Here is a 21,744-nt window from a genome sequence, read left to right as displayed (position 1 = left end):
AGACGGGACTGCCTCGCACGGATGGCCAGGAGAGTTTCTTTGATGAAACTTTCTTTGGTGAAACTTTCTTTCGTGCAAGTCTGGCGAGTTGTTCGGGCCGTCTGTCGGCGTGCGTTTCGGTGCGGCATCCTCATGGGCCCTGGGTCGGGCCCGACATGAGCCCGGGTCGGGCCCGACGCTGAACTCGCCCCTCCGGAGGGAGCCCCGATGAAGCCACTGGCCGCGGACCAGGTCACCGGAGTGTGGGGCACGCTTCTGCTCCCCGTCGAAGGGCGGGGCGACATCGACTGGGAACGGCTGGCGGGTCAGCTCGACGTGCTGTTGACCAGCGGTGTCGACGGCGTCTACGCCCACGGCACCGCGGGCGAGTTCCACACCCTCGACGAAGCCGAGTTCGACCGGGTGAACGCGGTGCTGGCGGGGCGGTGCGAGGCGGCCGGGTTGCCGTACCAGATCGGTGCCTCGCATCCGGCCGCCCCGACGATGCTCGATCGCATCCGGCGCGCGGCCGCGCTGCGACCGGGTGCCATCCAGGTGATCCTGCCGGACTGGGTCCCACTGTGCGACGACGAGGTGGTGCGCTTTCTGGTCGGTGCCGCCGAGACCGCAGGCGACGTGCCGCTGGTGCTCTACAACCCGCCGCACGCCAAGACCCAGGTGCCGCCGCCGCTGCTGGGACGGGTAGCCGCCGAGGTCCCCCGGCTCATCGGGGTCAAGATGGCCGGTGGCGACGCCGCCTGGTACGCGGCCATGGCGGACACCGTGCCCCAGTTGTCGATCTTCGTGCCCGGCCACCTGCTGGCCTCCGGGCTGGCCCGTGGCGCGCACGGCAGCTACTCCAACATCGCGGCCATGTCGCCCCGCGGCGCGGTCGCGTGGTACCGGCTGATGACCACGGATCCGGCCGCGGCCGCCGATGTGGAGCGGCGCATCGGTGAGTTCTTCGTCCGGCACATCGCGCCGTTGCAGGCCCGCGGGCTGTCCAACCCGGCACTGGACAAGTTCCTGGCCACCGTCGGCGACTGGGCGGACATCGGCCTCACGCTGCGCTGGCCGGCCTCGTCGGCGCCCGTCGACGCGCTCGAACCGGCCCGCGCCGACGCCCACCGACTGCTGCCCGAACTCTTCCCGGCGTAGCCCGTACCTGGGGGCCCTGGCAGACCCGACGCCTAACGGCCCTGGCAGACCCGACCCGACCCGGCTCGGCTCGGCCCGGCGCACCAGAACGCCGGCCCGGGGGAGCGGATCGGCGGCCTGGTCGACTGCGAGGTGCGGCGATGTCGTACGAGCGGGCGTACGGGAACCATGTGCCGCCGTGGGCCCGGTGAATGGCGTACGGGGAAACCGCGCCGCGAGGGATCCATGCGCCCGCCAACGAGGTCGAACCGGTTCGAACTCCAACCGGATCGGGAAGCTAGCACCGACCAAAAGCGGCCAGCAATACCCACGACACAGAAACCTGCGGTGCGTCGGTCGGCCGCCCGGAGTGAGCGAGTCACGAGACAGCGATCTCCGCAGGTAGTAGGCGATATGTGGGGTCGCCGGCGAGAGTGAGTGCCGCCTCGGCGAGGTTTCGTCGCTGTTACGGGAAGTGCGCAGAGGCATTGACAGCCCTGTGGCTTGAACTTACCTTCACTTCACGCGAACCGGTTCGACAGCCGGTCGCCATCGGTATAAAGCCCTCAGCGCCAGCGGCCGACGATGGTCTCCTCCCCGAGATTGTCGAACCGGTTCGGGCAGTTCGAGCAAGGAGTGCCGTGAACATTGGTGAGATCGCCAAGCGGGCCGGTGTCTCGCGCAGCACCGTGTCGTATGTGCTGAGCGGCAAACGGCCGGTGTCCGACGGCACCCGCGAGAAGATCCAGCGGGTCATCGACGAGCTGGGCTACCAGCCCAACGCGAGTGCGCGCGCCCTGGCCAACGGCCGGACCAACACCATCGGTCTGGTCTTCCCGCCGGCCGGTAACCACTACACCGGCATGCAGCTCGATTTCATCGGCAGTGTCGTCGAGGCCGGCGCGGCCAAGGACTACGACGTGCTGCTCTCTCCCAGCGGTATGGACAGCGACCGCTCGTTCCAGCGGCTCCTGGGTGAGCGTCGGGTCGATGGCGCGATCCTGATGGAACTCCGGCTCCATGACGACAGGTTCGAGCACCTCAACTCGGTGGGCCTGCCCGCCGTCGCCATCGGCCGCACGGCACATCCGGAGAACGACTGGTGGGTCGGGCTGGACCACACCGCGCTGGCGGAGGCCTGCGTCCACCACCTCGCCGACCTCGGGCACCGCACGATCGCCTTCGTCAACCGGCCCGAACAGCTCCTGCGAGCCGGATACGAATCCGCTCACCGTGGGCTCGAAGGGTTCACCAAGGCCGCGGCGGAGCGCGGAGTCACCAGCCGTACGTACTGCTGCGGTGATGACGCATCCTCCGGCCAGGCCTGTCTGGAGCGGATCCTGTACGACGAGCCGGCCACCACGGCGCTCGTCACGCTGAACGAGGCCGCGCTGGGCGGTCTCTACCGGGGGCTGGCCAACGCCGGCCGCCATGTGCCGCGCGACTTCTCCGTCACCGGGGTCGTCGCCAGCCGGTGGGCGGAGACGGTGAACCCGCAGCTCACAGCCGCGGACGTGCCCGCGGAACAGATGGGCCGCCTCGCCGTCGACCTGCTGGTCGAGCGGCTCGACCACCCCGACGCACCGGCCCGGCACCACCTGCTCGCGCCACCGATCTCACTGCGTGCCAGCACGGGGCCCGCAGGCACGGGGCCCGCAGGCACGGGGCCCGCAGGCCCCGGACCCGCAAGCCCCGGACCCGCCAGCACCGGCTGACCCCGGCGACGTACGGGCTGAATCCGGCTCCGGCATGCCACCTGACATGACCCCTGACGCCCGCCCTTCCGACCAATAACACCCTCCGCCAACACCCTCCGCGTCCCCCACCCTTCCCCTCGCGCGCCCTCAACCGCCTTACCGAACCGCCCTATCGAACCGCCTTACCGGCCGCTCGGCCGCCTGAAGCCCTCTCACTCACCCATCACCACCCTCCCTGGCACGCCCATGCCAAAAACCAGAGGAACAGCCCCATGAACAGCCCCAAGAACAGATCCACCAGGCGCCGTCTCACCGCCGCGGTCATAACCGTCGTCGCCCTCACCGCCTCCACCGCCGCATGCTCCTCAGGCGAAGGCAACACCTCCGCGAAGTCGGCGGACGGCGGTACGTACACCGTCTGGGACCCGTACCCGCAGTTCGACAAGAGCTCGGCGTGGGCGAAGCTGCTGGACAGCTGCGGTACCGAAGCCGGCGTGAAGATCAAGCGGACGGCGTACGACACCAGCGACCTGACCAACAAGGCGCTGCTGGCGGCGCAGCAGGACAACTCCGCCGACGTGCTCATCGTCGACAACCCCGTGGTGTCGACCCTTGCCGAGGGCGGGGTGCTGACCACGACCGACGACAACAAGCTGGACACCTCGAATGTGGAGCCGAACCTCCTCGCGGCCGGTCAGACGGGCGGGAAGACGTACGGCACGCCGATCGGCGCCAACACCCTGGCCCTGTACTACAACAAGGAGGTCCTCAAGGCCGCGGGCGTGGACATCGCCTCGGTGAAGGACTGGGCCTCGCTGACGGCGGCGCTGGCGAAGGTCGACAAGGCGGGCAAGAAGGGCATCACCTTCTCCGCGATCGGCACGGAGGAGGGCAGCTTCCAGTTCCTGCCGTGGTTCTGGGGCTCCGGCGCGAAGCTGACCGAACTCGACTCGTCCGAGGGCGTCTCGGCGCTGAAGCTGTGGAGTGACTGGCTGAAGAAGGGCTACGCCCCCAACTCGGTGATCAACAACACCCAGACCACCAGCTGGCAGGAGTTCACGAGCGGCGACTACGCCTTCGCCGAGAACGGCACCTGGCAGCTCGCGGGCGCCGAGAAGGCCGGCTTCAAGTACGGGGTCATCCCCGTACCGGCCGCCAAGGGAGGCAGCGCCGCCGCCCCGACAGGCGGGGAGTTCGTCACCATCCCGGTGCAGAGCGAGACCGGCCGCTACGCCACCTCGCAGAAGCTCGTGGCCTGCCTGACCAACTCGCAGAACCTCCTCGACACCGACACCACCCTGTCGTACGTCGCGCCCACCGGCGAGGTGCAGGACAAGCAGGTCGCGGCCGACCCGAAGCTGGAGCCCTGGGTGGACGCCGTCAAGGCCGCCAAGGGACGTACCAGTGACGACCTCGGCACCAAGTACCCCAAGATCTCCGAGCAGATGTGGAAGGCGGTCCAGTCGGCCCTGAGCGGGTCGCAGTCGCCGAAGGACGCGCTCTCCGCGGCGCAGGACGCCGTCAAGTAACCGGAACCCGGGGCCTGTTGATGAACCGCACGACACAGCTGCCGGACCGTCGGACCGTGCAGAGCCGGAAGGGGGCGGCCCACGCCGCGCCGCCCCCGCCGCGCACGGCGCCACGGCGCCGTCCCACCTCCCAGCAGTTGGCCGCCTGGGGATTCCTCGCCCCGGTGACCCTCTACCTCGTCCTCTTCTACGCCTATCCGCTCTACCGCAACGTCGACCTGAGCCTTCGTAACTACACGGTCCGCTCCTTCGTCCAGGGCGACGCACCGTTCACGGGCCTGGAGAACTATCAGACGGTCTTCGACGACCCGACGTTCGCCCCCGCACTGCTGCACACCGTGGTGTTCACGGTGGTGTCGCTGGTCTTCCAGTACGCCATCGGCCTGGCCCTCGCGGTCTTCTTCACCCAGCACTTCCGGCTCTCCGCGACGCTGCGCGCCCTGTTCCTCGTACCGTGGCTGCTGCCGCTCATCGTGTCGGCCTCCACCTGGTCGTGGATGCTCAACAGCGACTCCGGTGTCGTCAACGCCGCCCTGCACGCCGTCGGCATCGACGCGGTGAACTGGCTGACCTCGCCGTCCTGGTCGCTGACCTCGGTGATCATCGCGAACGTCTGGATCGGCGTCCCCTTCAACCTGGTGGTGCTGTACAGCGGTCTGCAGTCCATCCCCGCCAGCCTGTACGAGGCGGCGGCCCTCGACGGCGCGAACGCCTGGCAACGCTTCTGGCGCATCACCTTCCCGCTGCTGCGCCCGGTGTCCGCCATCACCCTGCTGCTCGGCCTGGTCTACACGCTCAAGGTCTTCGACATCATCTGGATCATGACCAAGGGCGGCCCGGCCGACTCGTCCACCACCTTCGCCACCTGGTCCTACCAGCTCGGCTTCGGCAACCTGGTCCCCGCCTTCGGCCCCGGTGCGGCCGTCGGCAACCTGCTCGTCGTCGCCGCGCTGGTCTTCGGCCTGGTGTACCTGAGGGTCCAGCGAAAGCAGTACGCCTCATGACCACCGTGACCACGACACGACCGCGCCCCCGTCCGCGCCGGGGCCGGACCACCTGGTGGCAGACGGCGACGGGCCTCGCGCTCACGGCCGTCATGCTCTTCCCGGTCTACTGGATGCTGAACGTGTCCTTCACCCGCGACCAGGACATGCGCAAGTCGCCCCCCGACTTGTTTCCCATGAACGGCACGCTGGACGGTTACCGTGCCGTCCTCGACCAGCAACTTCCGTATCTCGCCACGAGTTTGGTCATCGGCCTGGGCGCGGTCGTACTGACCGTGGCGCTGGCCGCGCCCGCCGGCTACGCCCTGGCCAAGCTGCGCCCGCGCGGCGGCGGAGTGCTCAGCTTCCTCTTCCTGGTCGCCCAGATGATCCCCGGAATCATCATGGCGATGGGCTTCTACGCCATCTACCTCAGCCTCGGCCTGCTCCAGTCCGTCCCCGGTCTGATCGTCGCGGACTCCACCCTGGCCGTCCCCTTCGCGGTTCTGATCTTCACCGCGTTCATGTCCGGCATCCCCAGCGAACTGCTTCAGGCCGCGCAGATGGACGGAGCCGGGCCCCTGCGCACCTTCTGGTCGGTCGTGCTGCCGATGAGCCGCAACTCGATCGTCACGGTGTCGCTGTTCGCGTTCCTGTGGTCCTGGTCCGACTTCATCTTCGCCAGCACCCTGGTCAACGGCGGTGCCAACGAACCGATCACCCTCGGCATTTACCAGTACATCGGCAACAACAACCAGGAGTGGAACGCCATCATGGCCACCGCCGTCGTGGCCTCGCTGCCCGCCGCGGTGATCCTCGTCCTCGCCCAGCGCTACGTCGCCGCGGGCGTGACCGCCGGAGCCGTCAAGGACTGACCTCCTCCCTGACCACCGGCACACCTCCACCTCCACCGCTGAAGAATCGAGTAACCCCTCATGACCGCGGCCCGATCCGGACCCGCCTTCTCCATCCGTGACATCCCGTTCAGCACGTACGGATCCTGGTTCGACATCTCGCCCGTGGTGGCGGAGAAGACGTACGCCGAGGACCTCCACCTGGTCTCGCACCAGAACGGCATGCACGCGGTCCTGCGTCTGGTCCCCCTCGACGCGGCCACGGGCGACCGGGCCGAGACCCGCGTGGAGGCGACACCGGGTCTGCTCAGCTGGACCGGTGCGGACGGGCACATCGAGCTCGCCTACGAGACACCGGACACCGTCCGCATACGCGGCGAGGCGCTGGACCTGCGCGTCGCCGCGGCGGCGAAGACCCTGACCCCGTTCAGTGGCAGCTACTTCTACCGCGACCCGGTCGACGGCGCGTACATCCTCACCTCGTACGAGACCGGTCGCCGCTATCGGATCACCGTGCTGTCCGGTGCCGTGGCCGAATCGTCCGGCACGGAGGCTCTCGGCAGCGGCGACCGCGGCGTCACCGTCACCGCGGACGTCGACGGGGCCGACGGGACCGGCGGCGCCTGGGAGATCGCCGTCGAGGAGCTGGACTCGGCGCGGCGGCCCTTCACCTCCTCGGCGACGTTCGACCAAGTCGTGGCGGCAGCGCAGCGCTCGTTCGCCGAGTTCGCCGACGTGGTGGCGCCCTGGCGCTCGTCCGGCACGCCGGCCGCCGAACTCGCCGCCTACGTGGTGTGGTCCGCGACCGTGCGCCCGGCGGGCCTGGTCACCCGGCCCGCGGTACTGATGTCCAAACACTGGATGGACAAGGTCTGGAGCTGGGACCACTGCTTCAACGCCCTTGCCCTGGCCCCCGGTTCACCCGATCTGGCCTGGGACCAGTTCTCGCTGCCCTTCGACCACCAGGACGACAGTGGGGCGCTGCCCGACTCGGTCACCCACTCCGAGGTCCTCTACAACTTCGTCAAGCCGCCCATCCACGGCTGGACCCTGGGGCAGCTGCGCCGACGCCTCCCCGAACCCCTCGATCGGGCGGTACTGGCCGAGACGTACGACAGGCTGAGCCGCTGGACCGACTTCTGGCTCACCGCCCGGCGGGCACCCGGCGCCGCCCTGCCGCACTACCAGCACGGCAATGACAGCGGATGGGACAACGCCACGACCTTCGACCCCCAGCGGGTGATCGTCACCGCCGACCTGGCCGCCTTCCTCATCCTCCAGCTGCGTGAACTCGCCGCTCTGGCCACCGAGTTGGGGCGCTCCGACGAGGCCCGGCAGTGGACTCGTACGGCTGACACGACCCAGGCCGCGATGCTCGACCAGCTCTGGACCGGCGACCGGTTCGTCGCCCGCGCGGTCCACAGCGGGGACACCTGGAGCACCTCCAGCCTGCTCGACCTGATGCCGATCGCGCTGGGCGAGTATCTGCCGGAGGGGGTCAGCAGCGTACTGGCCGAACGTATCGAGGCACACCTGACCGCCTTCGGCCTGGCCACCGAACTGCCCACCTCACCGCACTACTTGGCCGACGGCTACTGGCGCGGCCCGATCTGGGCTCCCGCCACCGTCCTCGTCGAGGACGGCCTGCGCCGCGCCGGCCACGTGCGCCTCGCGGACGAGATCAGCGCCCGCTTCCGCGCCCTGTGCGAGACCAACGGCTTCGCCGAGAACTTCGACGCCCTGACCGGGGCGGGTCTGCGCGACCGCGCCTACACCTGGACCGCCAGCAGCTACCTCCTCCTCGCCGAAGCCCACGAGCTCCGGCACGCCGCACCCGCATCCGCCGCACACACCGGCGGCTGACAGACCCCTGGGCGCCCCCCACCCAGGCAGCACCCACCCCCTCTGGAGAACACATGCACATGTCCCGCTTCCTCCCACCGGCCAGAGGCACCACGGAGCCCGGCTCCGCAGGTGGCCGCCGGCTGCGCAGGACCACCGCGCTCGCCACGCTGCTCGCGTCGGTCGTGGCCGTCGCCCTCCCCGTCACCACGGCGCAGGCCGCCGACACCACCGTGGCCGTCGACTTCTCCGAGGCCGGAGGCGCCCCCGGCTACGGAGCATCGGGCACGATCTACGGCATGACCGTGGACGGTTCGCTGCCGCAGGACCACTTCTACAAGGACATCAAGTGGAAGTTCATGCGGGCCGGCGGCGCCCAGCTCAACAACGGCGGCTACGGCACCAGCCTGGCCGCCTACCAGACCCGCTGGGCCCCCACGCTCGCCCAGTACAAGCGCACCAAGGCGCTGGGCGGGACCTTCGTCATCCTGCCGCACGACCTGTGGGGATCCGACAGCACCACCACGCAGGGCTGGCCGGGCGACAACGGCGACTGGACGAAGTTCGACGCCTTCCTCGACCAGCTCATCGGGGACGTCAAGGCCAACAACATGACCGTCCAGTGGGACATCTGGAACGAGCCCGACTGGGCTCCCTTCTGGGCGCCGTCGCAGGCCCGGTACCTGGAGATGTGGAAGCGCGCCTACCAGAAGATCAGAGCCACCTTCCCGGGTGCCGTCGTCGTCGGCCCCAGTACCGCCGGGAAGCCCGCGTCCGGGGGTAGCGCCTGGTGGAACACGTACCTGGACTACGTGAAGGCCAACAACGTCGAACCCGACATCTACAGCTGGCACGACCTGCCCGGTGACCCGGTCACCGACGCGGGCGCCGTCCGGTCCAAGCTGGCGGCACGGTCGATGACCACGAGCCGTCCGTTCCAGGTCAACGAGTACGCCAGCACCACCGAGCAGAACCCCGGCCGCGGCGGCTGGTACATCTCCCGTCTGGAGCGGGCCGGCGCCGACGGCCTGCGCGCCAACTGGGCCTCGGCCGGAAACCTGCACGACTTCCAGGCCAACCTGCTGACCAAGACCGGCAGCCAGTACCTGCCGCTGGGTGAGTGGTTCCTGTACCGCTACTACGGCTCCCAGACCGGCAACATCGTCAAGGTCACCCCGGGTACTGGCACCGACGGCCTGGCGACGAAGGACAACACCGCCAAGAACGCGAAGATCCTGCTCGGCAGCAACGGCAACACCGGCAACATCACGGTCAACCTCAACCGCCTGGACACCACCGGCGTCGTCGAGAACGGCCGCGTCCGTGCGGTCGTGCAGCGCATCCCGAACAACGGCGGCGCCGCTGTGTCCGGCCCGGTCACCGTCTCCGACCAGACTCTGACCGTCAGCGGCAACTCCGCTTCCGTCAGCGTGCCGTGGACCAACGCGGCGGACGGCTACACCGTCACCCTGCTCCCGCCGTCCAACACCGCGATCTCCACGGTCGCGGTCGCCCAGCACAGCAACCAGTGCCTGGACGACACCAACCGGTCCACGGCCAACGGCACGCAGTACCAGCAGTTCCACTGCGAGGGCGGCTACCAGCAGATGTTCGACTTCAAGCCGGTCGCGGGCCGGGCGAACACCTACACGGTGGTCAACCAGCACAGCGGCAAGTGCCTGGACGTCTCGGGCCGCTCCACGGCCAACGGTGCCGCCGTCCTCCAGTACACCTGCAACGGCGCCACCAACCAGATGTTCACCCTCAACCCCGTCACCGCCCTGGGCAACAGCAAGGACTACCAACTGACCGCCGTCCACAGCGGCAAGTGCGTCGACGTCAGCGAAATCTCGACCGCAGCTGGCGCGAAGATCCACCAGTGGACCTGCGACCCCGCGAGCGCGCTGAACAACAAGAAAAACCAGATCTGGCGCCTCCAGGGCAAGGGCTGACGCACAGGGCAAGCCACAAGTTTCCGGGCCACCACGGCCCGGAGAGCGCCGCCCCGCTCTCACGCTCACCGAACAAGATTCGACATGTCGAGCATCTCTTGGGCATGCGCGAGTCGCCGACCCTCGCCGACCCTCGCCGACCCTCGCCGACCCTCGCCGGGCAGAGCGGCACTCCGTGCTGCGGGACCAGCAGCAGCTTGCCGCCTCAGCATGAGCGGCTGGTAACGCTGCGTCCATGCGGTCTCGCCCCGGGGGTGACCACCCCCGAGCTTCACCTCCTGCCGACGTCGCCTTCTCCTCGGCGGCACTGACGAACTCCGACCGCGGCACCCCGCCAGGACGGCGGCTGCCGAAGACCGCCCGGGCCCACCGGGGTCCGGGCAGCACCCACCCCCTCTGGAGAACACATGCACATGTCCCGCTTCCTCCCACCGGCCAGAGGCACCACGGAGCCCGGCTCCGCAGGTGGCCGCCGGCTGCGCAGGACCACCGCGCTCGCCACGCTGCTCGCGTCGGTCGCGGCCGTCACCCTGCCCGGCACCTCGGCCCAGGCCGCCGACACCACCGTGGCCGTCGACTTCTCCACCGCCGGGGGCGCCCCCACCTACCGCGCCTCGGGCACCATCTACGGAATGACGGAGAACGGCTCGCTTCCCCAGGAGCACTTCTTCAAGGACATCAAGTGGAAGTTCATGCGGTCCGGCGGCGCCCAGCTGGACGGCCAGGCAACGGGAGGGTGGGTCAACGGCAAGTACGACCGCCGCTGGAACTCCACCCTCGCCCAGTACAAGCGCACCAAGTCGCTCGGCGGGGCCTTCATCATCCTGCCGCATGACATCTGGGGAGCCGACGGCCAGATCATGCGCACCTACCCGGGAGACAACGGCGACTGGTCAAGCTTCGACGCCTTCTACGACCGCCTCATCGCCGACGCGAAGGCGGCCGGCATGACCGACGTCCAGTGGGACATCTGGAACGAGCCCGACTGGAGGCCCTTCTGGGACCGGCCGCAGTCCCAGTACCTGGCGATGTGGAAGCGGTCCTACCAGAAAATCCGGGCAGCGTTCCCCAACGCGGTCATCTCCGGCCCCAGCACCGCCGGCGATCCCACCGAGCCCTCCGTGTCGGCCTGGTGGGACGTCTACCTCGACTACGTCAAGGCCAACAACGTCGTCCCGAACATCTTCAGCTGGCACGACCTGCCCGGCGACCCCGTCAACGACGTTCCGGTCGTACGGCAGAAGCTGGCGGCCCGGTCGCTGACCACGAACCGCCCGTTCCAGGTCAACGAGTACGCCACTCGCTCCGAGCAGAACGTGGGCCGCGGCGGCTGGTACATCTCCCGCCTGGAGCGCGCCGGAGTCGACGGCCTGCGGGCCAACTGGGGTGACGCCAACCTGCACGACCTCATGGCGAGCCTGCTCACCAAGACCAGCACCGGCCAGTACCAGCCGCGGGGTGAGTGGTTCCTCTACCGCTACTACGGTTCGCAGACCGGCAACGTCGTCAAGGTCACCCCGGGCACCGGCACCGACGGCCTGGCGACGAAGGACAACACCGCCAAGAACGCGAAGATCCTGCTCGGCAGCAACGGCAACACCGGCAACGTCACCGTCGGCCTCAACCGCCTGGACACCACCTCCGTCGTCGAGAACGGCCGCGTCCGTGCGGTCGTGCAGCGTATCCCGGAGAACGGCGGCGCCGCCGTGTCCGGCCCGGTCACCGTCTCCGACCAGACTCTGACCGTCAGCGGCAACTCCGCTTCCGTCACCGTGCCGTGGACGGACTCCAGGGACGGCTACACCGTCACCCTGCTCCCGCCGTCCAACACCGCGATCTCCACGGTCGCGGCCGTCCAGCACAGCAACCAGTGCCTGGACGACACCAACCTGTCGACCGCCAACGGCACGCAGTACCAGCAGTTCCACTGCGAGGGCGGCTACCAGCAGATGTTCGACTTCAAGCCGGTCGCGGGCCGGGCGAACACCTACACGGTGGTCAACCAGCACAGCGGCAAGTGCCTGGACGTCTCGGGCCGCTCCACGGCCAACGGCGCCGCCGTCCTCCAGTACACCTGCAACGGCGCCACCAACCAGATGTTCACCCTCAACCCCGTCACCGCCCTGGGTAACAGCAAGGACTACCAACTGACCGCCGTGCACAGCGGCAAGTGCGTCGACGTCAGCGAAATCTCGACGGCACCCGGAGCAAAGATCCACCAGTGGACCTGCGACCCGGCAAGCACCCTGACCAACAAGAAGAACCAGATCTGGCGCCTGCTCGGCAAGAACTGAGCCCGGCCTGGCACATCCGACGGGGTCTCCCGGCTGTTGCCGGGGGACCCCGCTCGTGCCAGTCGAGCCACCTAAGTGGTCGGCTCCGGAGGCCCGTTCGGGCGTGGACTCCGGAGCCGGGGCCCATGCGTGTCGGTGCGTCAGATGCCGCGGGTGGGGCCGACGTCTGAGTCGGATTCTTGCCAGAAGGAGGGCAGCAGTCGATGTTTGACTGCGCGCATGATCGTCACACAGCCGGACAACGCCCGCCTCTTCCGCTCCCTGCACACCCCCACTGAGCCTCTCGCGCTCGCCAACGCCTGGGATGTCGCGAGTGCCCTCGTCATCGAGGCCGCGGGCGCCTCCGCGATCGCCACGACCAGTGCCGGCGTCGCCTGGTCACTGGGTTGTCCAGACGGCGACATCCTTCCCCGGGACCGGGCGCTGGAACTGATCGGCCGCATCGTCGCTGCCGTCGCGGTTCCGGTCACCGCTGACATCGAGGGCGGGTACGGCAAGAACGCCGCTGACGTTGCCGAGACCATCGCCGGGGTGCTCGCGGCGGGCGCTGTCGGCGTCAACATCGAGGACGGCACCCGACCTCCGACAGAGCTCGCAGCGCGGCTGGCCACGGCCCGGCAGACCGCCGACCGCACCGGCGCGGACCTGTTCCTCAACGCCCGAATCGACACCTTCCTGTCCGGGCCTGGCGACCCGGACACCCGCCTGAAGGAAACCTTGTCCCGGGCGCACATGTACGTCGATGCGGGCGCGGACGGCATCTTCGTCCCCGGCGTCACCGACACCGCCACCATCGCGGCGCTGGCCAGGGACATCTCCGTACCGCTGAACGTCATGGCCGGCCCCGGCACCCCGACCGTTGCCGAGCTCGGCGCCCTAGGCGTGGCCCGCGTCAGTCTCGGATCGGGCGTGGCACAGGTCGCCTACGCTGCAGCCCGCCGCGCCGCGAAGGATCTCTTCGGCACCGGCGGCTACGACTCCCTCGCCGACGGCATGGCCTTCCCGGAACTCAACGCGCTGCTCTCCGAGCCCCACTGACCCTGGCCGAGCCGGACGGAACGGCCATGACGGCCAGCCGGTGGTGAACGCCCGTCGGCTGCGCGTGAAGTCGTGGTCCGGTACTGCCCACCGCATGGGCCGCCAGCGCTCCGGCGACCCCTATGAGAACCCCTAGCACCCCGACCGTAAGGGAGTTGGCCAGCACGCTGGAGCTCCAGGCGAGGGCTGTGCCGATGCCCACGGCGCCTCCGGGCGCGTCTTGGGGGAGGGCGTCTCGTCAGACCTTCTCGACTCGTACGGAGTGCCCCGCGAGAAGTTGATTCATGTCGTCGGTGTCGGAGGTGAAGACAGTTGTCTGAGCTCCCTGCGTGGCTTCCCGCCCGGCCACGGCCGCCGGAACGGCGTCGATAGCGTACTTATGCCCATGCAGGCCGGCTGCTTTGAGCATGTCGCGCGCCATGGCGATCACCTGGTCGTCCGTGTGCACGACGCGGATCCGGGACAGCGTCCAGTTCCACAGTGCCTGCCTCGACGTTTCGCGAGGGTCCCATGCTTCCAAGGTCGTGAGCGCCGAGGTCACGATCGGGATGTCCAGCCGCGGAGCCGTCTTGATCAGCGCGGCCATCTCCCGATCGCCCTGAACCGCCTTGGAAAGAGCCTCGGAGTCGAACACGAAGACGCGCTGTCGCGGCCGGTGCAGCTTTGCTCGGGCGGTGCGGCTCACGCGGCCTCGTCCGAACTCGAACGCTGCTCGTCATGCCAGCCGTCGATGGCGGCGATGCGGTCCAGCGCTGCTTGCTGCTCTTCGTCCGTCACGGCGCCGTACTCGTCTTCGAGGTGTCCGGCCAACTCGCGCAGTCGGTCCATGGCGTCCTGGTGAGCGGCGGCGGCGGCGATGTAGCCGGACACCCCGCGCGCGTCGACGCGTTCCTTGATTGATTCCACTAGCTCTTCCGGCACGGTGATGGTGATCTTCCGGGTTGCCATACTTCAAGTATGCACGTTGCGTGCGTCGCAGTCTGCTCTTTTCGGGCCGATGCGCGTCACCCTTGGTTCGTCTGATCCGTCCTGGTCAAGGCCTCGGTGATCAGGCGGGTGGCGAAGTCCTGGTCGTCGGTGACCCTGTTGATGTGTTCCGCGAGGAGGACGGCTGTGGCTTCCAGGGGAGTCATCTCGGCGTCGGTCCAGGGGCCGTACTGTTCGCGCCACAAGTTGGGGCTGAGGCCGGTGCCCGCGGCGATGAGGAGGCCGGCCATGGTGGGGATGACCTCGGGGCGGAAGGTCTTGGGCATCATGCGCATCGTCGCCACGAGGGCGGGCACCACGTACTCGATGACGTCCTTGTCGTGGTCCTCGCAGGCTTTCCGCAGCCACTCCATGAACGAGTAGATGAGCGTGCCCGTGCCGTCCAGCAGCTCGTCGATTCCCGTGGGGCCCAAGGACGCGGCGAACTGCTCGACCATCTGCTGCTGTTCGGCGTCGCTCTCGCTATCGGTCTCGGTCTTGCTGTCGTAGATGGCTTTGAGTCGAGAGTCGATCATCATGAGCGCTCCGCCGATGTCGCCGACGGGTGCGTACTTGGGGTCACAGGGCGATGACATCGGGCTCCTCCTCATGCGACCGCAGTGGGTAGCGCGGCATGTTCGTACGGTAGTCGGCGATCGGGCGGCGGGTCGGCAGTCTGGCGAATTCCAGCGGGAGTTCGCCTGCCGTCGCTCAGCCCGTAGTCACCTCACCTCAGAGGTCGTCGCCCGGAGCCTCGTCGCGCTGCTGCTGCGTTCGCCCTCGGATGACACCGACCACCACCCCGAATCCCAGGCCGAGCGCGATCCCGAGACCCACATTGTCCGCGAGCACCCCGAGGGGGATGCCGAAGGCCATGCCAAGGGGTATCCAGAGTGCGAGCGCGTTGTCGGTGGACGAGTCGTTGGACCCGTCCTCTTCTCCCCGTTTCGTCATGTGGTCATTCTGCATGTCGGGGTCAACACCGCTGGGGGCCTGCGGAGCATCCTGAATGGTTGGGCCGGACGGGGCGGGTGCAGGAGGTTCGTTTAGGGTTTCGGCATGTCGAGTGCAGCGGGCGTGGGGGGCGGAGTGCCGTATCGCCGCAGGCGGCGGGGGGCGTTGAGCCGGGCGGCGGTTGTGGATACCGGGCGGGGGATCGCCGAGCAGGAGGGGCTGGACGCGGTCACGATTCGGCGGGTGGCAGCTGAGCTCGGTGTGTCGCCGATGGCGCTGTACCGGCATGTGTCGGACAAGCGTGAGCTGGTCGTCGCGATGCTCGATGATGTGGCTCGGCACCTTCCGGGTCTGCCAGAGGGCGGGGAGTCCCGGGAGCTGCTGGCGCTTGCCTTTGTCGGACTGCGTGACCATCTGGCTGCCAGCCCTTGGGCGGTGGAGGCGTTGCGCGGCGGTGAGCTGTTCGGGCCGGCCGTACTGCCGTATCTGGAGCGGGTGTTGGAGCTGCTCGAGCGGGCGGGGCTCGGTGAGCGGGAGGCCGTGGATGCGTACTGGGCGCTGTGGTGGTTCACCTTCGGGCATCTGACCAATCTGCCCGCGACGTTGCCAGCGGCCCGTCGCGAGAGGCTGGGGTTGTTGTTGAGGTCCGGGGCGGAAGAGCTGCCGCGGGTTCGGCGTATGGCTGATGTGCCCCTGGATCCGGGGGCTGCCGGCAGGGCGTTCCGGGCCGGGTTGGACGCGTTGATCGACGGGCTGCTGCCGCGCTGATTCCGCGTCGTCGCACCGGTATGTGACGTGGGTGCGAGTGAGGTCCCCGTGGCCTGAAGTTCCTCTTCCTCATTGCCCGTTGTGGCGCTCTGACCTTTAGTGTACGTAGTACACAAAGGCTCTGAGAGGTGGCCCATGACCGAACGGTCCCCGGACGCGGACAACGACAAGGCTCCGACCGCGGAGGCCGGTTCCGCGTCCCCCGACGGCGGCAGCCGCTGGCTGCTCGCGATGACGTGTCTGGCCGCTGTACTGATCACTCTCGACATCACCGTCGTCAACGTCGCCCTCCCGCAGGTGGCGGCCGATCTCGACGCCCAACTCGGGGATCTGCAGTGGGTGGTGAACGGCTACACGCTGATGTTCGCCGCGCTGCTCCTGCCCGCCGGCTCCATATCCGACCGCATCGGCCGCCGGCCGGTGTTCCTGGTCGGCGTGGCCGTGTTCACGTTGGCCTCGCTTGTCTGTGGTGCGGCGCCGAGTGTCGGCTGGCTCATCGCGGGGCGTGCGATTCAGGGCGTCGGTGGGGCGCTGGTGTTGTCCACCGCGCTGGCGTTGATCGCGGGCGCGTTCACCGGTCGGGCGCGGCAGTCGGCGATCGGCGCGTTCTCCGCGGCGGGCGGCGCGGCCGCGGCCATGGGGCCGCTGATCGGCGGGCTCGTGGTGGACGGGCTCGACTGGCGCTGGATCTTCTACCTCAACCTGCCGGTCTGCGGGTTCGTCATCGTGGGGATGCTGCTGCGGGTCCGGGAGAACGCCGATGTCCAGGCGGTGGGGTCGGCGGGCCGCCGTTTCGACATGGTGGGTACGGTGCTCGCCGTGGCCGCTCTGCTCGGGATCAACTACGGGCTCGTGGCCGGTCCCGAGGACGGCTGGACCGAGGCGGGCACGGTCGCTCCGCTGGTGGGCGGGGCAGTGCTGATCGCCGGTTTCGTCTGGTGGGAGTGGCGGCTGAAGGACCGGGCGATGTTCGACATCCGGCTTATGGCCATCCCCTCGTTCAGCGGGGCCATCCTGCTCAGTTTCGTGTGCCGGGTGATCTCCTTCGGCGTACTGCCGTATCTGATCCTGTGGCTGTCGGGCGCGCTCGGCTACTCGCCGCTGGACACCGGGCTGCGCCTCCTCGCGATGACCGTGCCGATCATGCTGGTGGCACCGCTCAGCGCGGTCATCCAGAAGCTGATGCCGGTCCAGGTGGTGATGGCTCTCGGCACCGCCCTGGTGGGCGTCGGCCTGTTCACGCTGGTGGGGATGGGCCCCGGGGACGCGTGGACGACGGCACTTCCGGGGCTGGTCCTGATGGGGGTGGGCGGGGCGATCGTCTTCCCGCCGCTGATGGGTCTTGCGGTGGACGTGGTCGCGCCCGAACGCGCGGGCATGGCCTCCGGCATGACGAACACGTTCTTCCCGCTGGGCACGGCCTCCGGGGTCGCCGTCCTCGGCGCCCTGTTCAGCGCCCGCATCGGCGACGGGCTTTCGTCGGCCGAACTCACCGAGCTCGGGGTGCCGTCCGCGGCCCAGGACGGCGTGCGGGAGGCCGTGTCCTCGGGGCAGTTCGAGCAACTCGCGCAGGGACTTCCGCCCGCGGCGCGGGAGGGCGTACTTGAGGCGGCGCGGGGCGCGTTGACGGATGGGCTGGCGCAGATCAGCCTGATCGCGGGTGTGGTGGCGATGGTCGGGGCGGTGGTCGCGCTGGTCCTGATCCGGGGCAAGGACCGGCTGGCGGTGGCGGTCCCGGAGGAGCAGGCCGCGGAGGCACCTGCCTGACGGTTCACGGCAGGAAGGCGGGCCGCGTCCTTTCCGAGGGCGCGCCCGCGCGGCCCGCCGCGCTTCGGTGGCTGGCGCCGGCGACCAGCGCTGAGCTCGTCTGCGGGTTCGTGGTGGCTGGTCGCGCCCCGCGGCGAGCCGCAAATGTCACAGCCCCGCGCCCCTGAAGGGCCTGCGGGCCCTCGCCGGTTGCCGCTGGCCAGGTCCTCTACGCCGCCCCGGCCGGGGCGTACGGCGCTCCCGGGCGGGGCGCGGTCCTTTGATCCGTCAGCTCTGCCCTGCGCGCGGGTCGACCATGCCTGCCCCAGGCCCAGCAACGGCGGGGCAGACACAGGCTCCCAGCGGGCCCAACGAACCCAAGGGACAAGGAACATCACGCCGACACGGCGGTCTTCTCGGGCTTCTTCTCGGCCGGGATGCGGTGCAGCCCCTTGCGGTCGTACCAACTGGTCGTGCCGAAGCCGAACAGCGTGGTGACCGCGAGGCCGACCGCCATCATCACCCACCCCCGGGTCAGGCCCGCGTCGGCCCGGGCGTCGTAGTAGAGGATCGAGCGGAGACCGTCGGTGATCTGCCGCAGCGGCTCGAACTCCGCGAGGAAGCGGTAGAAGCCGGGCAGCGCCTCGATCGGCGTGGCGGCGCCGGCCGTCGGCACCGCCATCGCGATGAAGAACAGTGTGACCACCAGCATGCCGGGCGTACCGAAGGCGGCGAGGAGGGTGAGCGCGCCGATCCCTGTGACGGCGATGGCGCACACCGAGAACAGCCACAGCAGCGGCAGATGGGCGGCGTCCATGCCCATGATGCCGACCGCGCCCGCCATGACCAGGGTGCCCATCAGCAGGGACAGACCGGCCATGAGAGTGCTGCTGATGGCGAGGGTCTGTACCCGGGTGGCCTGGATGAGCGGGCGGTGCAGACGCAGCGGGCCCATGTCGTTGTGGGTGTAGCCGAGGGCGTGGTCGACCTGGCCGCTGATGACGTTGGCGGAGAGCATGCCGCAGACCACCAGGACGAGCGCGTAGTAGAACGCCGTCATGCCCAGGCCGCTGTGTGAGTCGAGGGGATGCCCGTCCTTGACCGTGACGGCGGCCGGGTCGGCGAGCAGGACGCGCGCCGCGACGGGCAGTTTCGCCTGCCCGGTCCCGCTCTGGGCGGTCAGCTCCTTGCCCACCTGGAGCGAGGCGTTCTCGGCCGCCTGCGTCGTCGCCGCCCGGGCCAGGCTGGAGCCCACGCTGCCGGCGGACTGGTTGGTCAGTACCGTCAGCGTCGGGCGGGCCGGGGTACCGGTGGTCGCGGTGCTGGTCAGTGCGGTGGTCGAGGAGGTGAAGTTGGCCGGGACGACGAGCGCGCCGTAGAGCTTGCCCTCGCCGAGCTCCTCCTTCGCCCTTTTCTCGTCCATCACCTTCCAGTCGATCTCGCCTGCGCTCGCAGTGGACTCGATGATCGACTCGGTGATCCGCGCTCCCAGGTTGGTCTCCTGGCCATCGACAGCAGCCCCTTTGTCGGCGTTGACCAGACCGACGGGCAGCTTCTTCATGTGACCGACCGGATCGATGTTGGCACCGACGTACAGCACGGTGAACAGCAGAGCGAGTAGGCCTGTGATCACGCCGTTGACGATCCACAGGGGTGTGGCGCGCAGGACGCGGAAGGGGTGAATCGCACTCATGACTTAACTCCGGTGGCTTCGTGCATCTTCGGGAACAGCGTTTGTCGGCGGGTTCGGGAGGCGGTTGGCGATCAACTGGCTGGCGAATGTCAAGGAGATCTGACGGCACTGGGGAGGCGGGAACGTGGGACGGCCGGCCGCGTGTCCGGGCGGCTGGCCGTCTGGGCAGGTACCGCAGGACCTGGAAGAGAACTGCCTCGGGAGCATCGGTACAGCCATGGTCCGGCTGCGGATCTCCGTGTTCGTGTGGGCTGGTGTTGTTCGCGGAGGTCGGCTGCCTGGGGGGAGGGTTTTCTCGGGTCGGCGGGAAAGGGAACGGGCTTCAGCGGCGCAGGTTGCGGGAGATGTCCCGCATGGCGTCGATGGTTTCCTGCTCGTCTTGTTCCGTACCGTGGTCGCTGAGTTTCACGATCACTGTCTTCTCGGCCGGATTGACGTAGATGTACTGGCCGTAGACGCCTACCGCGCTGAAGTCGCCCGTGGCGCCGCTGGGATGCCACCACTGGGCGGAGTAGCTCCATCCGTCGGCCATCGTCACCGCGGGGGTACTCAGGCGGTCGATCCAGGCTTGGGGGACGATCTGGCGGTCGCCGGCTCGGCCGTTGTCGAGGACTAGCTGTCCTATCTTGGCGAAGTCGCGGGCGGTGGCGTTCAGGCAGCAGAAGGACTTCTCCGTCCCGCCCTCGCGGTCCAGGTTCCAGGTGGCGTCGTTTTCTGCGCCCATGGGCTGCCAGATGCGCTCCTGGAGTAGCGCCGCCACGGATTTGCCCTCCACACGGTGCAGGATCTGGCCCAGGAGCTGGGTGTCCACGCTGCGGTACTCGGCCTTGCTGCCCGGGGTGAAGCGCAGGGCGCGGTTGTCCTTGACGAAGTTCGGCAGGTCGGTGGTGAGGTACATCCGCGGGGTGCCGGTCCTGGGTATGCCGCTGTAGTCCTCGCTCACGTCGATGCCGCTGGTCATGTCCAGCAGGTGGCGCACGGTGATCTGGTCGTAGGCGCCGCCCTTTCTGAGTTCGGGCAGCAGGTCCACCAGGAGGTCGTCCTCGCTCAGGTGTCCTGCGGCGATGGACTGTCCGACCATCAGGGAGATCACGGACTTCGCGGTGGACCAGGAGCCGTGACGGGTCTGGGCGTCGACGCCGTCGCGGTACCACTCGTGAAGCAGGCGGCCGTCGCGCAGGACCAGGAAGGCGTTGGCGTGGGTGTCCGTCAGGAATTGCCGGGTGTCCTTGCGCCCGTCCTTCCACGGCACCGTGACCGGCAGCGGCACCGGGGCTTCCGGCAGCGGTGCCGGCTTGGTGGACGCGGACACTGTACGGGCCGGGAAGAGGGTGCCTTGCTGCGAGGGCGGGGTGTTCGACAGACGGGTGAGGGAGAGGGGGGACGGGAGGCTGAGGGCCGCCGTGGCCGCCCAGGGGCCGGCGATGAGAACCGTCAGAGCCGTCGGTACGGCGATGGCGGCCCGCCGGTGCCGGGCGAGGAATGCGCGCAGGGACGAAGGGGGCGCCACAGGAGTCTCCCGAGTCGTGAATGACAGGCATATGGATGACGGCCGTTATGGATAACAGTCGTTATTGATGACGACTGTAATCTAGGCTGGGCTCCCAAGCAACCGAAGAGAGAAGGCCCCGATGCCCCAGGCCCCTGACACCCGCCGCACGGAACTCCTTGACGCCGTCGTCGCCCACCTGGCCGAGCACGGCATGGCCGGCCTCTCCTTCCGTCCGCTGGCCAAGGCGCTGGGGCAGAGCACCTACGTGCTCACCTACCACTTCAAGGACAAGAGCGGCCTGCTCGCCGCCGTCCTCGACCACCTCGACCAACAGGAACGCGAGGCGCTGCAGGAGTGGGCATCCCAGGCGCCGCCGAGCTCGCCGGGTGCAGGGATCCTCGCCTTCTGGCACTGGCAGATCAGGCCGGAGGCACTCCCACTCGTCCGCCTCGGCTACGAGATCTTCGGGCTGCTGTCGAGCGGACGCATCAGCGGCCATCACCCGCGCATGATCGAGGAGTGGATCGACTTCATTGCTCACCAGCTCATGGCATACGGCTGGGGAGCGCGGGCCGCGCGCATCGATGCCACCCTCATCTCCGCGGCCGTCTCCGGGCTCATTCAGGACTACCTCGTCACAGGCGACCTGCCCAGGATCGAGGAGGCCCTGACCCGCCTCGCCGAATACATCGATGCGCCGGGTCCGGACAGCGAGTAGCCCCTCCCGGCCGCGCCTGGGGGCAATGATCAATGTCGAGGAGAAGTTTTGACAGGCCGTGATCCCGTACCGCGTTGTGCTGGACCTGACATCGGATCCGGG

At 68.8% G+C, this 21,744-nt stretch carries 18 protein-coding genes; 12 read left to right on the top strand and 6 right to left on the bottom strand.

What is annotated here, in order from left to right; translation table 11 throughout:
* Positions 1-207 precede the first annotated feature (207 nt).
* The 9 genes from ACQEVY_RS19425 to ACQEVY_RS19385 all read left to right on the top strand — a co-directional run bounded on the left by ACQEVY_RS19425 (position 208) and on the right by ACQEVY_RS19385 (position 13,305).
* On the top strand, positions 208-1,137 hold the full coding sequence (locus ACQEVY_RS19425) for a dihydrodipicolinate synthase family protein (protein ID WP_432950174.1): 930 nt from the start codon (positions 208-210) through the stop codon (positions 1,135-1,137).
* Positions 1,138-1,757: 620 nt separating this feature from the next.
* On the top strand, positions 1,758-2,831 hold the full coding sequence (locus ACQEVY_RS19420) for a LacI family DNA-binding transcriptional regulator (protein ID WP_432950172.1): 1,074 nt from the start codon (positions 1,758-1,760) through the stop codon (positions 2,829-2,831).
* A gap of 254 nt (positions 2,832-3,085) precedes the next feature.
* Positions 3,086-4,342 (top strand): sugar ABC transporter substrate-binding protein, encoded by a 1,257-nt coding sequence (locus ACQEVY_RS19415; RefSeq protein ID WP_432950170.1) that lies wholly within the window; start codon positions 3,086-3,088, stop codon positions 4,340-4,342.
* Positions 4,343-4,362: 20 nt separating this feature from the next.
* A complete protein-coding gene (locus ACQEVY_RS19410; protein ID WP_432950168.1) occupies positions 4,363-5,346 on the top strand; it encodes a carbohydrate ABC transporter permease in 984 nt (327 codons plus the stop codon).
* The gene (locus ACQEVY_RS19405; protein ID WP_432950166.1) at positions 5,343-6,200 is read left to right on the top strand and encodes a carbohydrate ABC transporter permease; all 858 of its coding nucleotides are present in this window, start codon (positions 5,343-5,345) and stop codon (positions 6,198-6,200) included. The genes ACQEVY_RS19410 and ACQEVY_RS19405 overlap by 4 nt, the downstream gene beginning before the upstream one ends.
* A 60-nt stretch (positions 6,201-6,260) precedes the next feature.
* Positions 6,261-8,042 (top strand): amylo-alpha-1,6-glucosidase, encoded by a 1,782-nt coding sequence (locus ACQEVY_RS19400; protein WP_432950164.1) that lies wholly within the window; start codon positions 6,261-6,263, stop codon positions 8,040-8,042.
* Between the two features lie 59 nt (positions 8,043-8,101).
* The gene (locus tag ACQEVY_RS19395) at positions 8,102-9,973 is read left to right on the top strand and encodes an RICIN domain-containing protein (protein ID WP_432950162.1); all 1,872 of its coding nucleotides are present in this window, start codon (positions 8,102-8,104) and stop codon (positions 9,971-9,973) included.
* Between the two features lie 413 nt (positions 9,974-10,386).
* On the top strand, positions 10,387-12,267 hold the full coding sequence (locus ACQEVY_RS19390; protein ID WP_432950160.1) for an RICIN domain-containing protein: 1,881 nt from the start codon (positions 10,387-10,389) through the stop codon (positions 12,265-12,267).
* A 219-nt stretch (positions 12,268-12,486) separates the two neighbouring features.
* Entirely contained in the window at positions 12,487-13,305 is an 819-nt protein-coding gene (locus ACQEVY_RS19385) for an isocitrate lyase/PEP mutase family protein (RefSeq protein WP_432950159.1), read from the top strand.
* A 238-nt stretch (positions 13,306-13,543) separates the two neighbouring features.
* Here the strand turns inward: ACQEVY_RS19385 and ACQEVY_RS19380 are convergent, their stop codons facing one another.
* The 4 genes from ACQEVY_RS19380 to ACQEVY_RS19365 form a co-directional block, all read right to left on the bottom strand.
* The gene (locus tag ACQEVY_RS19380; protein WP_432950157.1) at positions 13,544-13,990 is read right to left on the bottom strand and encodes a hypothetical protein; all 447 of its coding nucleotides are present in this window, start codon (positions 13,988-13,990) and stop codon (positions 13,544-13,546) included.
* Positions 13,987-14,253 (bottom strand): hypothetical protein, encoded by a 267-nt coding sequence (locus ACQEVY_RS19375; protein WP_432950155.1) that lies wholly within the window; start codon positions 14,251-14,253, stop codon positions 13,987-13,989. Before ACQEVY_RS19375 ends, ACQEVY_RS19380 begins: the two co-directional genes overlap by 4 nt.
* 56 nt (positions 14,254-14,309) lie before the next feature.
* The gene (locus tag ACQEVY_RS19370; protein WP_432950153.1) at positions 14,310-14,867 is read right to left on the bottom strand and encodes a hypothetical protein; all 558 of its coding nucleotides are present in this window, start codon (positions 14,865-14,867) and stop codon (positions 14,310-14,312) included.
* Positions 14,868-15,003: 136 nt separating this feature from the next.
* A complete protein-coding gene (locus ACQEVY_RS19365) occupies positions 15,004-15,225 on the bottom strand; it encodes a hypothetical protein (protein ID WP_432950151.1) in 222 nt (73 codons plus the stop codon).
* Positions 15,226-15,330: 105 nt separating this feature from the next.
* On the opposite strand from ACQEVY_RS19365, the gene ACQEVY_RS19360 reads away from it, so the two are divergent.
* Together ACQEVY_RS19360 and ACQEVY_RS19355 are read left to right on the top strand one after the other, a co-directional pair.
* Complete coding sequence (locus ACQEVY_RS19360) at positions 15,331-15,993, top strand: TetR/AcrR family transcriptional regulator (protein WP_432950149.1); 663 nt, start codon at positions 15,331-15,333, stop codon at positions 15,991-15,993.
* 135 nt (positions 15,994-16,128) lie between these two features.
* On the top strand, positions 16,129-17,760 hold the full coding sequence (locus ACQEVY_RS19355) for an MFS transporter (RefSeq protein ID WP_432950147.1): 1,632 nt from the start codon (positions 16,129-16,131) through the stop codon (positions 17,758-17,760).
* A gap of 373 nt (positions 17,761-18,133) precedes the next feature.
* On the opposite strand, the gene ACQEVY_RS19350 is transcribed toward ACQEVY_RS19355, so the two are convergent.
* A complete protein-coding gene (locus ACQEVY_RS19350; protein ID WP_432950145.1) occupies positions 18,134-19,432 on the bottom strand; it encodes an SNG1 family protein in 1,299 nt (432 codons plus the stop codon).
* Positions 19,433-19,754: 322 nt separating this feature from the next.
* The gene (locus ACQEVY_RS19345) at positions 19,755-20,942 is read right to left on the bottom strand and encodes a serine hydrolase domain-containing protein (protein ID WP_432950143.1); all 1,188 of its coding nucleotides are present in this window, start codon (positions 20,940-20,942) and stop codon (positions 19,755-19,757) included.
* A gap of 121 nt (positions 20,943-21,063) precedes the next feature.
* Here ACQEVY_RS19345 and ACQEVY_RS19340 point away from each other — a divergent pair, with 121 nt between their 5' ends.
* Positions 21,064-21,642: a TetR/AcrR family transcriptional regulator gene (locus ACQEVY_RS19340; protein WP_432950141.1), complete on the top strand. Its 579-nt coding sequence runs from the start codon at positions 21,064-21,066 to the stop codon at positions 21,640-21,642.
* Positions 21,643-21,744 lie beyond the last annotated feature (102 nt).

Origin of the sequence: Streptomyces sp. CA-288835, assembly GCF_050936385.1 — a bacterium.
GTDB lineage: Bacteria > Actinomycetota > Actinomycetes > Streptomycetales > Streptomycetaceae > Streptomyces.
Note: the sequence above shows the minus strand (reverse complement) of the source record. Positions and strands in the feature narration are given on the sequence as shown.

Bases quoted from the DNA above. Each gene is read 5' to 3' on its own strand.
- ACQEVY_RS19350 (WP_432950145.1), bottom strand. From the start codon at position 19,432: ATGAGTGCGATTCACCCCTTCCGCGTCCTGCGCGCCACACCCCTGTGG.
- ACQEVY_RS19415 (WP_432950170.1), top strand. From the start codon at position 3,086: ATGAACAGCCCCAAGAACAGATCCACCAGGCGCCGTCTCACCGCCGCG.
- ACQEVY_RS19425 (WP_432950174.1), top strand. From the start codon at position 208: ATGAAGCCACTGGCCGCGGACCAGGTCACCGGAGTGTGGGGCACGCTT.
- ACQEVY_RS19385 (WP_432950159.1), top strand. From the start codon at position 12,487: ATGATCGTCACACAGCCGGACAACGCCCGCCTCTTCCGCTCCCTGCAC.
- ACQEVY_RS19355 (WP_432950147.1), top strand. From the start codon at position 16,129: ATGACCGAACGGTCCCCGGACGCGGACAACGACAAGGCTCCGACCGCG.
- ACQEVY_RS19365 (WP_432950151.1), bottom strand. From the start codon at position 15,225: ATGACGAAACGGGGAGAAGAGGACGGGTCCAACGACTCGTCCACCGAC.
- ACQEVY_RS19370 (WP_432950153.1), bottom strand. From the start codon at position 14,867: ATGTCATCGCCCTGTGACCCCAAGTACGCACCCGTCGGCGACATCGGC.
- ACQEVY_RS19410 (WP_432950168.1), top strand. From the start codon at position 4,363: ATGAACCGCACGACACAGCTGCCGGACCGTCGGACCGTGCAGAGCCGG.
- ACQEVY_RS19395 (WP_432950162.1), top strand. From the start codon at position 8,102: ATGTCCCGCTTCCTCCCACCGGCCAGAGGCACCACGGAGCCCGGCTCC.
- ACQEVY_RS19340 (WP_432950141.1), top strand. From the start codon at position 21,064: ATGCCCCAGGCCCCTGACACCCGCCGCACGGAACTCCTTGACGCCGTC.
- ACQEVY_RS19405 (WP_432950166.1), top strand. From the start codon at position 5,343: ATGACCACCGTGACCACGACACGACCGCGCCCCCGTCCGCGCCGGGGC.
- ACQEVY_RS19375 (WP_432950155.1), bottom strand. From the start codon at position 14,253: ATGGCAACCCGGAAGATCACCATCACCGTGCCGGAAGAGCTAGTGGAA.
- ACQEVY_RS19400 (WP_432950164.1), top strand. From the start codon at position 6,261: ATGACCGCGGCCCGATCCGGACCCGCCTTCTCCATCCGTGACATCCCG.
- ACQEVY_RS19360 (WP_432950149.1), top strand. From the start codon at position 15,331: ATGTCGAGTGCAGCGGGCGTGGGGGGCGGAGTGCCGTATCGCCGCAGG.
- ACQEVY_RS19390 (WP_432950160.1), top strand. From the start codon at position 10,387: ATGTCCCGCTTCCTCCCACCGGCCAGAGGCACCACGGAGCCCGGCTCC.